The sequence below is a fragment of the Pseudomonas sp. LBUM1646 genome, assembly GCF_059716165.1.
The window spans coordinates 198,803-214,453 of record NZ_CP166810.1 but is presented as its reverse complement, the minus strand read 5'-3'; the positions used below and the strand labels follow the sequence as shown (position 1 = coordinate 214,453).

At 49.0% G+C, this 15,651-nt stretch carries 10 protein-coding genes; 3 read left to right on the top strand and 7 right to left on the bottom strand.

Going from position 1 to position 15,651, the window contains the following annotated elements; all coding sequences use genetic code 11:
* Positions 1 to 170: 170 nt before the first annotated feature.
* Positions 171 to 1,013, top strand: a complete 843-nt coding sequence (locus tag ACA071_RS00900) for a chromosome segregation protein SMC (protein WP_497645248.1) — start codon at positions 171 to 173, stop codon at positions 1,011 to 1,013.
* A 180-nt stretch (positions 1,014 to 1,193) separates the two neighbouring features.
* On the opposite strand, the gene ACA071_RS00895 is transcribed toward ACA071_RS00900, so the two are convergent.
* Together ACA071_RS00895 and ACA071_RS00890 are read right to left on the bottom strand one after the other, a co-directional pair.
* Complete coding sequence (locus ACA071_RS00895; RefSeq protein ID WP_497642745.1) at positions 1,194 to 3,053, bottom strand: hypothetical protein; 1,860 nt, start codon at positions 3,051 to 3,053, stop codon at positions 1,194 to 1,196.
* 2 nt (positions 3,054 to 3,055) lie between these two features.
* Positions 3,056 to 8,866, bottom strand: coding sequence for an ATP-binding protein (locus ACA071_RS00890; protein ID WP_497642744.1), 5,811 nt, complete (start codon positions 8,864 to 8,866; stop codon positions 3,056 to 3,058).
* 1,196 nt (positions 8,867 to 10,062) lie between these two features.
* Here ACA071_RS00890 and ACA071_RS00885 point away from each other — a divergent pair.
* Together ACA071_RS00885 and ACA071_RS00880 are read left to right on the top strand one after the other, a co-directional pair.
* Positions 10,063 to 10,278: a hypothetical protein gene (locus tag ACA071_RS00885; RefSeq protein ID WP_497642743.1), complete on the top strand. Its 216-nt coding sequence runs from the start codon at positions 10,063 to 10,065 to the stop codon at positions 10,276 to 10,278.
* 34 nt (positions 10,279 to 10,312) lie between these two features.
* A complete protein-coding gene (locus ACA071_RS00880; protein ID WP_497642741.1) occupies positions 10,313 to 11,401 on the top strand; it encodes a hypothetical protein in 1,089 nt (362 codons plus the stop codon).
* A gap of 308 nt (positions 11,402 to 11,709) precedes the next feature.
* Here ACA071_RS00880 and ACA071_RS00875 read toward each other — a convergent pair whose 3' ends face one another.
* The 5 genes from ACA071_RS00875 to ACA071_RS00855 all read right to left on the bottom strand — a co-directional run bounded on the left by ACA071_RS00875 (position 11,710) and on the right by ACA071_RS00855 (position 15,589).
* Positions 11,710 to 11,982: a hypothetical protein gene (locus ACA071_RS00875; protein ID WP_497642740.1), complete on the bottom strand. Its 273-nt coding sequence runs from the start codon at positions 11,980 to 11,982 to the stop codon at positions 11,710 to 11,712.
* Between the two features lie 20 nt (positions 11,983 to 12,002).
* The gene (locus ACA071_RS00870; RefSeq protein WP_497642739.1) at positions 12,003 to 12,623 is read right to left on the bottom strand and encodes a hypothetical protein; all 621 of its coding nucleotides are present in this window, start codon (positions 12,621 to 12,623) and stop codon (positions 12,003 to 12,005) included.
* On the bottom strand, positions 12,620 to 13,201 hold the full coding sequence (locus ACA071_RS00865) for an RNA polymerase sigma factor (RefSeq protein ID WP_497642738.1): 582 nt from the start codon (positions 13,199 to 13,201) through the stop codon (positions 12,620 to 12,622). The genes ACA071_RS00870 and ACA071_RS00865 overlap by 4 nt, the downstream gene beginning before the upstream one ends.
* A gap of 17 nt (positions 13,202 to 13,218) precedes the next feature.
* A complete protein-coding gene (locus ACA071_RS00860) occupies positions 13,219 to 14,940 on the bottom strand; it encodes a vWA domain-containing protein (protein WP_497642737.1) in 1,722 nt (573 codons plus the stop codon).
* An 88-nt stretch (positions 14,941 to 15,028) separates the two neighbouring features.
* Positions 15,029 to 15,589: a YbhB/YbcL family Raf kinase inhibitor-like protein gene (locus tag ACA071_RS00855; protein ID WP_497642736.1), complete on the bottom strand. Its 561-nt coding sequence runs from the start codon at positions 15,587 to 15,589 to the stop codon at positions 15,029 to 15,031.
* Between the last annotated feature and the right edge of the window lie 62 nt (positions 15,590 to 15,651).

The following is a 15,651-nucleotide window of genomic DNA, read 5'->3' as shown; positions in this document are numbered from 1 at the left end:
AATCGAAATACACAGAGACAAGACAGATGACCAATATTCAAGAAATGAAAGACCACCGCGAACCTGTGACCATTGAGGTGGAGGATCTCAAAGCCGGAGTGCATGCCTATGACGCGGCGCTAGAGAGCCACGAAACAATCAAACAATCGAATTGCACAGAAACAATACGGATGAACGAGATCGAAAAACTGAAAGAGCGCCGCGAACAACTGACCATCGAAATGGAAAGTATCAGGGCCGAAATGCGTCCCCTCGAGGCGGCACTGGAAAGTCCTGAAGTTATCGAACAGGGTCGGGAGCGCGAGGTGCGAGATCAATACAACGAGCGGAAGCGGAAGTTTGACTCGCTGAACCTGGAGATCCACACAATGAATCGGAAGATTCATCGTCGGGAACACCTCACCAACCGGACAACCTTGATGGCGGGCTACATAGACTCAATGGCGAACTGGAAAGCTGACGAACAAGAGCTCAATGAAAAGCGACTAAGTCTCAGTACTCGTCTGGATCATATCCGGAAGCAGGCTCAAGAAGACTTGGCAACGGCGCGTCACGCCGAGACAGTGGCAGCAACGGCCTATGCACAGGCGGTCGCCTGGGGCGACGTGGAGGGCGAAAACAGTGCCAATGCTGATGCGCAAAAGGCCGCGAAGAGCCTTGCAACGGCAACCGAGCATCACCGCCGACAACTACTGATCATCACGGCGCTAGAACAGGAGCTGGTTACTGTGGACAAACACATCACTGAAGCTAAACAGGAACACAAAAAAATTGAACAGGACGCTATCCGACTAGCACACATGGTTCTTGAGGAACAGTGGAACGAAGCAGCTGAAGCGTTGTTTGATGTGGGGGGCAGGCTTTGGGCTACTTACAACTTGCTCGGCTACGATCAGGTCGGACTCATGAAGCTTGTCATTCCTGAAGAAGGGGAAAACTTCCACAGCTGGAAGTGGCATGAGCTTTCAGAACGTGCGCGCCAACACACCATTCAAGACGTGCTTACGATGTAGAGAAACTAGCTGAACCGCCAACCCGAAAAAGCCGGCGCAAGTCGGCTTTTTACACATCCGAGGACAAAACAAGAAAAACTCACTCGAGGCCACCAAAGATAAATTTCGACAGAGAAAATATAATGCCGGAGGTATGCAATATGATCAAAAAATGGAAAAGCCAGCCCCGTTTTTGTGAATCTAGTAAGAAAGTGGTGATCGAGGCGAGTATGTGAGCAGCTCCAAAGCACAAGACAGAGGAGAAGCCAAGTCCGTATCAGCGGGATTTGCCGATAAAACTTTAAAATAGCGCAAAAGTAATTCTTCTAAGAATGCGCGATATTGCTGACATGTAACTGCCTCCGTAAACGCAGTACTATGAGAGTTCTCTTTACGCACTTCATATTTGGCCAATACATTATCTAACTCCCCACGATTAGAAATCAGACAACCAGAGACTTCACCGAGTTCTCCATATAGAGTAATTAGATGCGCCAAATCGGAATAGCCAAGCACTTCGCTAGTGATGCGGTACGGTTTCCTGGCGATCTCCTCCAACTTATCGGACCGATCACCAGTCAACCCCGAAAACTTCCAAAAGCAAATATTAAGTTCGAAATATGCATATATTTGCAGTAAGCTTTCTGGAGCAGTCATAACCGATTGAAGTGATTGGAATGTATCGTGACTTTCAGCAGCTTGTAGCCTTAAAGCAAGCAATTGAAGAAAGGGTAGCAAGTATTCTCGATCACCCTTCATGCATATGTAATTTTCGATACGTAGATCCGGATGCACCGCTTTGCAAGAAAGGAAATTAGACAGTAATTCAGTAATTGGCCTCCAAGCCTCCAGCGCAGTAAAAGACTTAACAACTTGAGCAGGCAAATTACTACCACCCAACAACTTAGTCAACTTCCTTCTGGCCGTCGCCCATTGACCAGAATTAGAAAAAACATCGTTCGTCGACTTGCAGAATATAGTAAGATCTCTTAACGCTATCCAGTAATTGCTGTTCGCCGTATCAGCACCATACATAACTTCCACCATAGCAATGGCCGCATCAAAATTTTCATCTTGGTACAACAGCCTCAATGTAGTGGCCCAGCTCGCATCCGTGGATTTGGACATTACGGAGGCTGCGGCCCATGCCAACATTTCAAAATTTAGCAGCCCCTCCTTATTAAGCAATATAGCTTTCCAATCATGATTCATGATAAAGGCAAGTGCTGTAGGATAGAAGCTCGGATTTAATAAACTTACTAACGACTTTTTATACGTGTTAGATGTATTTATAGGATCAAGCCAATCCAGCAATCTCTTGCAAATTTCCGGAGATCGCTGCTGCAAATAAAGAGTCAGCCCCCTTCCTTTTTTTCCTGCAACTTCGTCAATTAACAGATCTACTACACCAACCACGCCACCTGTAGCTTTGAAAAGAGCTTCGCAATTATCGCTATCTATATTTTTCGACCTGCCTATAACCAGAATCTCGTTGGAACTATAACCTTTTAAAATTTTACTTCGATGTCCCTGCCCCCAATCCGATGCAAGAAACGGAGCCTTGTTTGAGTCCATAGCCTCCCATCTTTCCCGCAGTACAGTTAAGGAAACCGGCATAGTTACAACGGTTTTTAAGTTATGAGAATGTTCCAGATCACGTAGAGCCGAGCCAATATCTTCACCGAGTTTATCCAAAGCCTCATGAAATCGGTGGATGATTAAAATAGGTATTCTTTTTTGATGAGTTACAGCCGCGCATGCCAACTCCAATATGGACCTTGGATCATTTTCATTGGCAACATCAGTCTCAACCTCCCATTTTCGAGCTACACTCCTAGCAAAAACTAATTCTGTTTTAAAGTCTGCGGTATCTAAACTCGCTATTGCCAGTTTATGATAGCTATCTCCGACCACCTCATATATTGAATGCTCAGATGTTAAAAACTCTATTACTTGTCGTTCGCCGTTCATCGGCGGACATACGATCACATAATTGCTTCTTGCCAACAGCCAAGTTTTAATCACTTCTACCAATACAGTTTTCTGGGCGGACGGCAACATTTTTATACTCCTCCTTGAGCTAGCGCAACCAGTTCGTGATCAATGTTTGCCCAGAGTCTGCCAGAAGATTTCCGTAGGGACTCACCTAGAATAGGAATTACGAAGTCTATTTCCGGAACAGACTCAGTTTCTATTAGTCGAATAAGCCCTAGGCCAATACAGATGTCTAAACCTCTTTCAATCTGCACTTTCGATATACTATAGTGGGATACGAGCCGACTTTCTGTTGATGTAATCTTGCCGCGATATGTTTTGTGTCCACTTATAGGACTGTGAAGATCTGCAAACGAGTATAGTACCGCCTTGGCTAATATCGCATCATCACTTTTTTCGATTGAGATTGTAGTCCTCAGGTCATCGGATCCTGGGTCTCCTCCCATGTCGTCTAACTTCGAAATCCCTGTGTCTCTGCCAAGCAGAGCTCGGAGCCCTTCGTTAACATCTGACTTGAGAATATGGGACTGCTTCGCTCTGGCGAATGTCGCTCCTGCAACAAGCTTCATATAATAGGGAATACCAGCACAAACCCAAATCAAATGTTCCAGGCTGTCTTTTGGCAGCTCATATTTAAATCTAACTTTGTGAGGTTCTACAATCTGCCGAGAGGTCTCCTCCATCGCCTTATTTCTGCAGGAGAAAGGTGTTAACTCCAAATGATCGATACAATTATAAAAAGGGGACTCCGCATCTGTAATGAATATTTGCTTAGCCGCAGAAGATCCAGCAAATACCATCCCGATATCACGCCGATCAGTTACCGTGTGCCTAATCTGCCAAAGGATATCTACGGCGGCGCTCTTTTTAACTCCCCCTTCAAAATACATAGCTGCAAAACGATCAATCTCATCGATCAAGAATATGATTCGTGTACCGTCCGGCCGAAAACTGAGTAGCCTATCTGATAACTCTCCAATGAATGTGCCCGTATCAGAATCAAATGGTAGGTCGCGGCCAATAGCTTCGAAATCTTCATAAAGATCCCGAAGTTCCCGGTTAGGGGAAAATGTCCGCAGGCGCCTCCAAATCCAACGATTGAACGACATGCTGTCAGCAAACGTTTCGTCCAACGTCAGATATACCACCAGATTATCTCGATTAACCTTATGCGAGAAAGCATCTAAAATTCGATAGAGCATCGTCGTCTTGCCTGACCTGCGTGGACTGGAAATCCAGACACTTCGTACCGTTTTGCTTTTGAAAAGAGCTTTTTCAATTTTCTGTTCGTCAATAACACGCGGAACGTAGTTTTCTCCTCGCATGTGCACGTCTGGAAAATTGTCAAAGGCGTCATCTATCTCATCAGCTGTAAGAGATTCAAAAGCCGTATCGCCAATTACTGAAAAATCGACTCTCTGACTGAAACTCGATGACTCGCCAGTTAGGGACACTACTGAGCAAGCCAATTCGATACTAAACTTAACCGCATGCTCATCTATTAATTTGAAGGACATCGGTAACGACGTATCGGTAAAAAATGGTCCAGTCAATTTCTCAGTAGATGTATCATTGGAAAATCGAACAGGGCAATTATTAGGAAGCTTAAGGGTTATACTATCTGGGCTATCGACCCGCCTTGGCTCAATCCGCAGAACGCTCCGCAACGTTCCATCGCTATGGCGTTCAAGTCCGCCCAGCAACGTTAATTTGGCAGCATTTTCACCATGTGATATCGATTTGCTGAGCACCAAGTCCGCGAAAATTTGAAAGGGTTTGGCTTGAATGCTTTTCTTAAGATCGAAGAAACCTTGGAGCAGGTCGCTATTCCCACTTACAAGCGCGTCCTCTGCCACTCTAGCAAGTGCTTCGGCCTTGCGTCTTTCCAAGTCTATCGGCGGCATTGTTAGGCAGTATGCAAGCGCTCGAGAAGAGTGAAGCCTCCAAGCCAGATACATTAGTATTGCACGCGCCTCTGCTTGTTTCTGGTCACCAGCAAACCTTTCCCAATATGCCTTGAGACCAATAGTTTCAAAAACATTTACCTCAAAACAGCGCCTAAAGCTTTCCTGGTGAATCACGGTCAGATTTATGTTCACTTGTAATGTTTGCAACACTTCAAGAGCTGGATATCCACTTTCTTTTGTATCGTCCACATCACCGCTGCTAGACATAATAACAAAGAGACGATTGACCAAATCACCAATCAAAGACCTAACTGATTTCTCCTGGTGCAAATATCTGACGACAGAAGACTTGGCCTTGCCATTGATCATGCGCAACACCGACGCTAGCTCTGCGGTATTAAGCGATATTTTAGCGTCGAGGGCGGTACTAACGGCCCAGTTAGCCAAATCTTCTGAAGAACTAAATTGGCTATCTACTAGCTTTATCAACGATGCATCTGCGACTGTTTGCCAAGACTTGAGATGGATCAATTTAGCAATGTCTTCTTTGGTATTGGAAATCCTAAGCACGCTCGAAGCAGCTATTTCTCTCGCTTTAGCTGTTAACTCTTCAAATGCATCAATCTCGTCATGTATAGGATTTTTATCCGGTATAACTGGGCCGGCGTCCGCAACTTTATCAACGCCTAGCAACTCTTCAGCCTCTTGAAAACCTCTTTTCATAAAGACTGCGAGGATCTTGTCCACACCTGATTTCCCTTCCGAGGACAGGTGTTGCCATTGTTCAGCAGTGTCCACAAGTATTGAAATCAAATTTGATCCATCATCAAAAAGATTTTGATCATGCCGGATATTCAACAGAAGGAGTTTTCCAAGTCTCCGCAACTGGGAAGCATAAGTCGCAAGGAGTGTTCGACTTCTACTCAACTCATTGAATATTGGATCAACTGCTTGCTCTAGATAGTACGCTACCAAATCTGAAGCAGCAGCAGTCGGATAACGATCAACGCGATCTAGATACTCTAAACAATCTATAAGTTGAGTATCAAACTCAGCAGCACTCAAGCCTAATAGCTTCTCCAAAACAACAACATGTAATCGCCGACTTTTATATTGCAACAAAAGATCGTTCACAATAATTAAGAGCTTTGAATTTTCCACATCAGGTCCGGCAGCCGGATGACCACCCAACTTTTCAATCCTAGAGAGTAGCCGTGCACGCTCAGCTAAGACTTTAAAGTTCTCATTGATATCGTTTGCAATTGCTTCAGCGGTTGAAATTTCTCTAGCTGCAAACCGCCACCGCTGGTTATCAATGTAAACTTGTGCATTAACCAAAGCTGTCGTAAGCGAATCACTCCGATGTACACCATCGAGGGCCGAAATCCGCTGCTTAAGTTCAACTGAAAGCTCTTCAGTGCGCCGTTCTACCGTACGATCTAATGCCGGTGAAATCTCTTCATTAGAGTCATTTGCAATCAACGCATAACCTTCGAAAAGCTCATTTGAAGCATAGAGTTCTACGAGATTATTTATAGTGCCGTATCCAAAACTTGAAACAAGGTCATCTGTATAGATATCCTCGTATGTTATATTCCGGTCTATTATTTTTGAAAAGGCTCTTGGGTGATACGCGTCCATCTCTTTAAAGCTTGCAACACAATTTACGTCAGCCGCCCAATTTCTGTTCTGGCAAATATAATTATTTGATCTGTTTTTTTGGTCAATAGTCTTTGAATCAAGCCATGCGCTAACAAGTGAACAATCTTGCTCTGTCGACTTGAATATTTTATCGATAGTCAATTTAAAGGCAGCGAGCGGATCTGTTTTTCGCAGTTGCGCCTTCTGCGTTACAGACTCGTACACCTTCAACCAACCGTCAATCTCAAAGGTTTTAAGATAAAATTGATTTCTAATAAATTTATCATATTCGGAATTTTTCTTTAAATGATCTGGAATTTCCGACTTCCAATTATCTATTCTATAATCCACATCAAAATTAGATTGCCATTTTCCATAGGCAGCAACAAACTCTTTCACCCCTTGATGATTGAGTATGTCTAACAACGGAGAAAAAACCTCATCATAGGCAGCCTGCCATATATGTGCATAAGTCGTTCTACCCCCTTTCTTTTTATACGACAGTATCTCCCGCAACTCACCTGTAAAAGCTTCTAATGAGGCTTGTTCATTTTGAGTGCGAGCATTGCCAATTTGCGTACTTGAAACACAAAGTGCCAAAGACTGCGCGCTTAGAGGCTCAGCCCCCGCCGCCGAGACCAGGTCATATATCGACTTCAAGAAACTTCTAACCGCCAAGCTCACATGATTATTAGAGATCTCACCGAGCGGACTTGTACTCCAATAAATATAAAAATCCATACCATGGCTAAGCGCTTTGAAATATGCGTCTAACTGACTAAGCGCTACTAATGTTTTCAAAGAGGGATGAGTGGCAGCCAACTGTTCTTGCTGGCCTAAAGTAAGCCAAGACAACGTATGCACACATGCAGCAACGGCCAAACTGTTACATGCCGATAATTGCGAGCAGAGAAGATCACCGAAACTAAGCGCGGTAGTTCTGAATGTCCTCTGCACGGCGATACCAAGCCGAGCACTAATATCACCTGTAAGGATGTAATACTGTGCAAGTCGGCACCAGGCCTCATAGTTTAGAGTTGAATCTTGAAATGCATTCCACTCAAGATTATGCAAATTACGCTTTATCGATAAATCAAAATCTCTCTCTGCGGCTAAGCCGGTAATCATACGTTGATATCTGTCGGCTATCCCCGCAAGGACACCTGTCAAATCATCGTATTTATAGCTTACGGCTGAGGAACGGTTCTCTTCACAGATTCGAGACAAAGCATCAACATCAGTAAGTTGATCCAGCAACAATAATATCGCGGAGTTTACTTCGATTTTATGTTGGACATCCTCGATCCACTGTTTACTTGAGGCGAGAGGTACTCTAGCATCGTTCTTACTCTCAAAAGCAATACCGACTTTCCGCAAGGCCGATTCCAAACTATCATGCATCTTAGCATTAAGATCCACGGAATCGCTTTTTACTTCTGCGCAAAGTTCTTCTAGGGAACTAGAATACTCCCTTATCGCCTTCAAGGTAGAAGCGGGATCATCTTCACTAATTAGCAGCTTCGTTTTTGAAATCAGCCCATAACAACTCAAGCTATACTTCTCAATTTTTGCTTCTAACGCTTTAACTGCTGCAACATGCTGCTCTCCAATAATGCAGCGCCGTTGCGGTGGCGCAGTAATATCGGATTTTGTTGGAGATAGTTCTTCACTACCAACCAGCGCTTCATTATTTGTTTGCTCAATGTTCAACCGAGCGACAGGCTGCCAGTTAGCCTCATAAGCGCCAACCAACAGGTCGTCTAATCCCTCCTCCTCAAGAGCTAAAATGAAAGCTTTCTCAAATTCTAGGATAGATGACTCATTCGGAAACTTTAACCTCCCAGTCTTTGAGTCGGTGAGCATTTTCCATATAAACAAAGAAACATATCGCGCATCTAGTTTCGAATCGGCAATGAATCCAACTACAATAGGTATTTTAGAAATATCAGTTAGGAATCTAGTCTTGAGTGTTTTATGCGGAACTAAAAACCCAATTTTCTTTAAATTATTGAAACAAAGATTTTGTTCGTTAGCGCCAAAATACGATGATACTAAACCAGGTAATGATGGATAGGGCTTTTTTTCTTGAGTAAGCCAACGATTCAAAAAAGAGGGATCTATGAGAAGCTCAGCAAGTTTATCGATTGCAGAATCTTTTGGTGTCAATGTGACAGCTGATAGATCCTTAATCAGTGTCCTAATCTTGGCGCTGCTTTTAGGGTAACGCTGCCACAAGGTATGTAGAAAATCGCTATCTACCTGACCTTGCTGGCCTTCCAAGGCCTTAGGAAGCCAAAATGTAAACTGTCCCTTTGGAATATAAGAATTCATTTATTAGGTTCCATATACGTGCTTTGCACGGTCACTACTCGGCGGTCCTTCAATTTTCTACAAGCGACACCTATGTAGAAAACGTTAGTCAATATCTCAGCGACAAACACATTTCGCGATCTCATAGCATGAAAGTGGCCGCCCTACCATCTATAATTTTCTCTTATTACCTAGTCGCATTTTCCATCAGCCCACTACAAGGCAGATAGCCATCATCTGCGAAGTGAAGGCATTAGGTAAAGGTCTCTATTCACACAAGAATAAATCGCTTTGACTGAACGGCATCAAAGCTCGTCGCAGACCAGTCGCAAATGGAAAAAATGGTTTTTTCAAAACATGCGAGGCAGACGTGCAGCTGGGCGATGCCATTAGTAAAATAGTCATTCAAACAAATTTTTGGAGGCTGCTGTTACACGAATACACCTGTAACACGCGGTTGGGCGTGACATACTTCGTCTTCGTGTAACAATTAATATCTATCAAAATCAATAGATTAGCGTTCTCGCCACACCGGTAACACCAGTTACACCCTTTATCTAACGCTGTAGCTCCCCGCTGCCATCCGCGAAGACGGGCATCACATTTGCTGAATGATCTGAAATAGATCAGGTTGGATCTGCTATTTACCTTCACTTGCATATTGCACGTTCGCTCGTTGCTGGGGTCCCTGGAGAATTCGGATAACCACGGGGTCGGAAACCCGCCGGACTTTGTTAGCGGACAGGTGCCCAGCTTAGTGAACAGGTGAACCGGGTGAACGCACAGTTCACCAGTGCAATTGCACAAGATATTGGAAGGTCGCCGGGGACCCTGAGCATTTCTGAATGACACGGAGCAAAGAACCCGCCGAATCGTGTTAGCGGCTGGATTTTCTACGTTGGTTGACAGGTTGACGTGGTTGACGGGGCTCAACCGTTCGCTATCAACAACACGGTAGTCCACCTTTACCGTTGCGGTAACGATGCCCTTTTCTCTTCAATGTCCTTTCAATTTCAACGTTGAAATTTCAGTAAGCTGATAAAACTGTCGCTACCAAGATCTCGCGGGTTTCCGACCCCGTATCCATGGTTAATGCTCAGGGTCCCCAGCAGGGTCCAGAATTCAACCACTGAACGAAACTAATTCGATTACACGACGGATGGCATTACGTGGACGATTGCAAAGCTACCATTCAGTAAACCTCGAGGAGAACCATCATGGAAGACATCTCACTTCTGGCATCACTGCTTACCCGTATGAACCAGAATCAACTGGCCTTAGGCGCAGCAGTTGAGGAGCTCGCGGTTTGGGTGGAGCAACGAGGCTCTGCCGATGTGGCGAGTAATGTTAGAGGCGCTCTCGATACCCTGGACAAGAATCTTGAATTCATCAACCTAGCGCTTTTATCTCTGCCTACTGAAGGCAAAAAGTGAATTGCCACCATGCAGGTGGTAGGAGACGGTTTAAATGGAACATAAACCTATATGGCGCCTGTTTAACGTAGACGACATGGTCGAAGCGCTATCTGATTCAGACCCAGTCGGACCAACAATTGATTTGTACGTCGCATCATTGGCCTACAAAAGCTTTGACTTCATTTCAAAACGTCTACCCCACATTGTCGAGTCATCAACCTATAACCCATTCACCTGGTTACACATGTTAGATAGCGCATCCGAACGCTACTGGATACAGGACGAGAATGAGGGCGTGGCCGTTTATGACGCGACCGAACACTGCGGTTGCATACGAACGTATAGGCTCAATGTCGATCACCCGGTGCGTACTCAACAGTGGGGGCGCAAGTGGGTGGTACTGGCCACCGAAAAGGCACTTTATTCGCAGTTAGACACGGCCTCAGCTCGGACCGTTTTCAATGCTTGGCATCACTGGACTACACAAGGAAATCAACAGGCGACGGCCCTTGCTGAAGGCCGCTTCAAAAATACTTCTGTCGAACGTTCGTTGATAATTTCGAGCGGGCTGGGATGCGTTGTGTGTGCCGCCCCTGCCGTCGCGCATGCAAGCACGACAATTGGTATGGCGGCCTCTGAAGCCACCCTTGTGCAGCTTCCTCTGTGCGCAAATCATCTGGAGGAAGCAAAAGCGGAGCCGAGTGTGTTGGCTTTTATATCAAAAATGTTTTCGCTTTCCCTTGATCTCCCAGAATCGATTCGGAGTGAGTCAATTCCCGATGCAATGATCGCTGAGGTTCATCAAATTGCAGCGCGCGAGCTAAGAGGTACTGTCGGCGAGGCCGAAAAACGCAAAAACGGATGGTGTCTCAAAATTGAACTTGCCACTGGATGGTATTGGATTCTGCGGTTGAGAACATTGATGGATTATGCCTACATGCTTTTCAAACCAGGTGACGCTGTAGCTGTTTACAGAGCGGATTCCGCACCAGATCACCCCGACCTCCCCTTTTTTCCCGATCACGAACACTCAAGACCCGATCGTAAAAAGGATGTCACGGCGCCCAGCTTCCTATACGGAACTCCGATTTTCGATTTAAAACGGTTACGAATCATCAGCCAGGAACATAACGCTCTATGAGTCGTGTCTCAGCACATACCCACCTTTGTAGAACGCCAACAGGTAATGACAGCAGTTCGCTGCTTGTATGCCCACGTGTATGCCTGACGAAAACAATGCCGCCGCAGCCCCGTAGATAGGGCACTAAAGCCTTCAGTTCAAACGACGCCTGGGCACCATATAGTAGAAACGAGAAAGCCTCAGGCCCTTAGGGACTGGGGCTTTTTTGTGGGTGCTCTAAATCTCAGTGCGAGCGACATGCTGAAGGATTCAGTTGTTCGGTTTATCCGAATCACTGAATGAAAAAAACCGCCTAAGCGGTTTTTTTATCATTCAGTCGTCCAATCAAACTCGTCATATTCATCGTCATCCTCGTCCCCCTCCTCCAACACCTCATCCTCAACGGTGTCTTCCTCGGGAACGTCTCCTTCCTGCTTGTTCAGCAGAAACTCCTTACGGCTCTCAATAATTCCCCGCCTCAGCTCTTCCCCTTTCTGCGGGCAGTTGAGCATTTGGGCGATGCGATCGATTTTTTTCGCCACGGCTTCCTCCAACGCATCGGCTATGCCCCGATAGTGCGCGCTTTCGGGGGTTGATGCCAAATGGGTGGAGGGGCTGGGGCTCAGTTTTTCTTCAGGGCCTTGAGTCGAGTGGTGAGGTTTTCGTTGGGGAAGCGTTTGTGCAATGTCTTCAACAGCTCATCGGCGGCTTGGGTTTGACCGGTGTTTTGCAGGCGCAGGATCTCGCGTAGTTGGTCATCAAGGGTTTTCACCGGAGCAGCCGCACGCTTGCTGACCTTGGCTTCGTCAGCCATTTCCGCGCTGAGAGATTCGCTCTGGGCGGGCGCGGCGTAATCAGCCATTGGCGCTGCGGGTGCAGGGGCAGATAACGCGCCGGCCGGGGCAGACAACGAACGCGCAATTGGTGCCGGGGCTTCTTTCTTCGCCGCAAAGGACGAAATTTCAGGCGCTGGAGCTGAATCGTACTGCGGCTCTTGCTCAGGCGTCCGCTGCACCAACGCCAACATCAGCGCCACGCCAACGAGGCTGGCAAACGCAACCTGCCAACGCGGTTTCTGGCACGCCTGAACCCAACGCTGCCAAACGCTCGGTTTGCGCACAGGTGTTTCCCGGTGGGCGGCGGCCAGAATGAACGCGTCGAGATGCGCCGGCGGACCATCGTTGCCGTGTTCGCGAAAATGCTCGATCACTTGTTCGTCAGGCGTTTTACGGGCGTCAGTCATGTCAGTACCTCCTCGGCCAGCAGCCGACGCAGTTTTTGCTGGGCGTAGCGTAAGCGGCTTTTGACGGTTTCCAGCGGTGTTTCGGTGAGGGATGCGATTTGTGGCAGGTCGAGGTCGCCGTGGGCGCGCAGCAGGAAGACTTCGCGCTGGTCGGCGGGCAGGGTTTGCAGGGCGGTTTCGAGGCGCTGGGTGTCGCGGCTCAGGCTCAGCAGTTGTTCGGGGTCGGCGGCGTTGTCGATCACGGCGTGGGCCTGTTCGTCGTAGCTGTCGTGCAAGGGGTTGTGGATGCCATGTTTGCGCCAGTGGTCGATCAGTCGGTTGCGGGCAATCTGGTACAGCCAGGTACGAAAATTCGCCCGGCCTTGTGGCTGACTGGTGCTGCGGATCAGGCTCAGCCAGGTGTCCTGATAGACCTCTTCGGCCAGTTCGGCTTTGCCGCTGAGGCCGAGGAGGAAGCGATAAAGCCCCTGACGATGGCGGGCGTACAAGATCTCGAACGCCGGCCCGTCGCCCGAGCGATAGCGCGCCAGCAGCGATTCGTCGCTGCCGGCGTCGGTGCTCATTTCAGGAGCAGTCATATCAACGATGGTCCCTTTCACTCGATACGGTTGGCATTGGACACCTGATTCGATGCGGTCGAAGTGCGCAAGCTCTGCGCCAATTCGACCAATTGCACGAACTCCGCACGCAGGCCGAAGCGGTCATCGCCCCGGGCGCCACGGGCCAGGGCTTCGGTGTCTTTCAGGCTGAAATCACCGGTGTAGCGACCGTCCTTCAGCTGTTGAGAAAACGCAGCCACAGCCGCCGCAAAGCGCAGGTCATCACTGGCAGGTGCTGAGCTCGAAGCAATCGGCCGCTCAATCAGACGACTATTCCCACCCTCCGGCAGTTGATATCGCACACGCAGCATGGCCATTTCCCCGGATTTCCCGGAAGCAACTGACGAAGCATCACCATAGCGCAACGGCTCCAGCCACCCCTTCTCCCCCTTCGGCACAATTTCATACAACGCCGTCACCGTATGCCCTGCACCAATTTCACCGGCATCCACCTTGTCGTTACTAAAATCCTCACGCTTCAAAGCGCGATTTTCATACCCCAGCAACCGATATTCACTGACCTGCGTCGGGTTAAATTCCACCTGCAGCTTCACGTTTTTCGCCACCACATCGAGGGTCGAGCCGAGTTGATCCACCAAGACCTTGCGCGCCTCGCGCAGGTTGTCGATGTAGGCGTAGTTACCGTCGCCGGCATCGGCCAGTTGTTCCATCAGGTGTTCATTGTAGTTATCCACACCAAAACCCAGGGTGGTCAGGGAAATGCCGGTCTTGCGTTTATCCACAGCCATTTGCTTGAGGCTGTCGAAGTCGCTGATGCCGACGTTGAAGTCACCGTCGGTGGCCAACAGGATGCGGTTGATGCCTTTGGGGATGAACGCTTGTTGCGCCATTTGATAGGCGAGTTCGATGCCCGACGCTCCGGCGGTTGAACCGCCCGCAGTCAGTTGGTCGATGGCTGTACGAATCTTCGCTTTTTCTCGTCCGGAAGTGGGCTCCAGTACCACGCGGGATTCGCCGGCATAGACCACCAGCGACACCCGATCCTGTTCGCGCAATTGATCGACCAATAACTTCAACGTGCTTTTAACCAGTGGCAGTCCTTCGCGGCGGTCCATCGAGCCGGACACGTCGACCAGAAATACCAGGTTCGCCGGGGCCAACTCCGAAACCGCGCGGTCCGAGGCCTTGATGCCGATGCGCAGCAAACGGGTATGCGGGTTCCACGGCGACGGCGCCAGTTCAGTGGTCACGCCGAACGGCGAGCCATCGGTAGGCAGGGCGTAATCGTAGGGAAAGTAATTGACCATCTCCTCCAGCCGCACCGCGCCTTCGGGTGGCAAGCGCCCCTGATTGAGCAAACGGCGGACGTTGGCGTAGGCGCCGGTATCGACGTCGGCGCTGAAGGTCGAGACCGGCGCTTCGGCGACGCTGTGGATCGGGTTGTCGGCCAGTGCTTGATATTGCTCGCGCTGCTCATCCTGATAGCCGGGCGGAGCGGCTTCAGACATTGGCGCAAAGCTCGCGATCGGCGCCGCACGCACGCTGCGCTTGGCCATCGTCGCATCCGCCATAACCGTCTGACTCGGCGCCACCGCTTCGGCTTTCAACTCACCTTGAGCCGATGACGGCAACGGTGACGGCGGCGCAACGACAGCGGAATCAGGCTTGGACGAAACGCCGCAACCGGCAACGGCCAGCAGCAACCCAATGGCGAAACCATGGGCGGCCGGTCGGAGGAAATGCACAGGGAGGGACATGGGGGCTGACCTCAGGAGGAAATTGATCCATTCATCCTCTGAGACGGTCAGCCCGCCCGGTTCGGGTTAAACCGCTAAGAAAAAATCTTCAGCGGTGATAACGCCGCACCACGCTGCTGTTTCGCAGTACGTGGTCTTTGATTTTTTCCAGCAATTGCGCGCGGGTCAGGCCGGCGGGTAAAGCGTCCGGGGCCAGGTCCAGGGCATAAATCTGGATGACGTAGTGGTGCGCGCTGTCGCCGACCGGCGGGCAAGGGCCGACATAGGTCGTGGTGCCTTTGACGTTCATGCCGCCGACGCCTTCAAGGGCAGATTTGGCGCCGACACCGGCCGCAATCTGGTGGGTGGTCGGTTTGATGCCGTAATGCACCCAGTGATCGACGCCCTGGCCTTTCGCGCCGTCGGGGTCGTGCATGACGATGGCGTAACTGAGGGTACCCGCCGGGCCGGCGTTCCAGTTCAAGGCCGGCGACTGGTTGTGCCCACCGCAATTGGGCGCATCGCTGGCGGCTGCCGAAGTAAACAGTCGATCGTCCGTGACACCTGGAATGTTGAGGGTGAAACGCTCCTGGGCCTGCACGGGCAATTGCACGCAAAGGGCGACTGCAACGGCCGCCAGCCAAGGGTTCAGAGAGGTCAATCGGGTCATTACCGGAGCACCTTGTGCGGGTTAGGCCGTCGTCGGCTCGCAGACTATAGCCGTACCGTTCG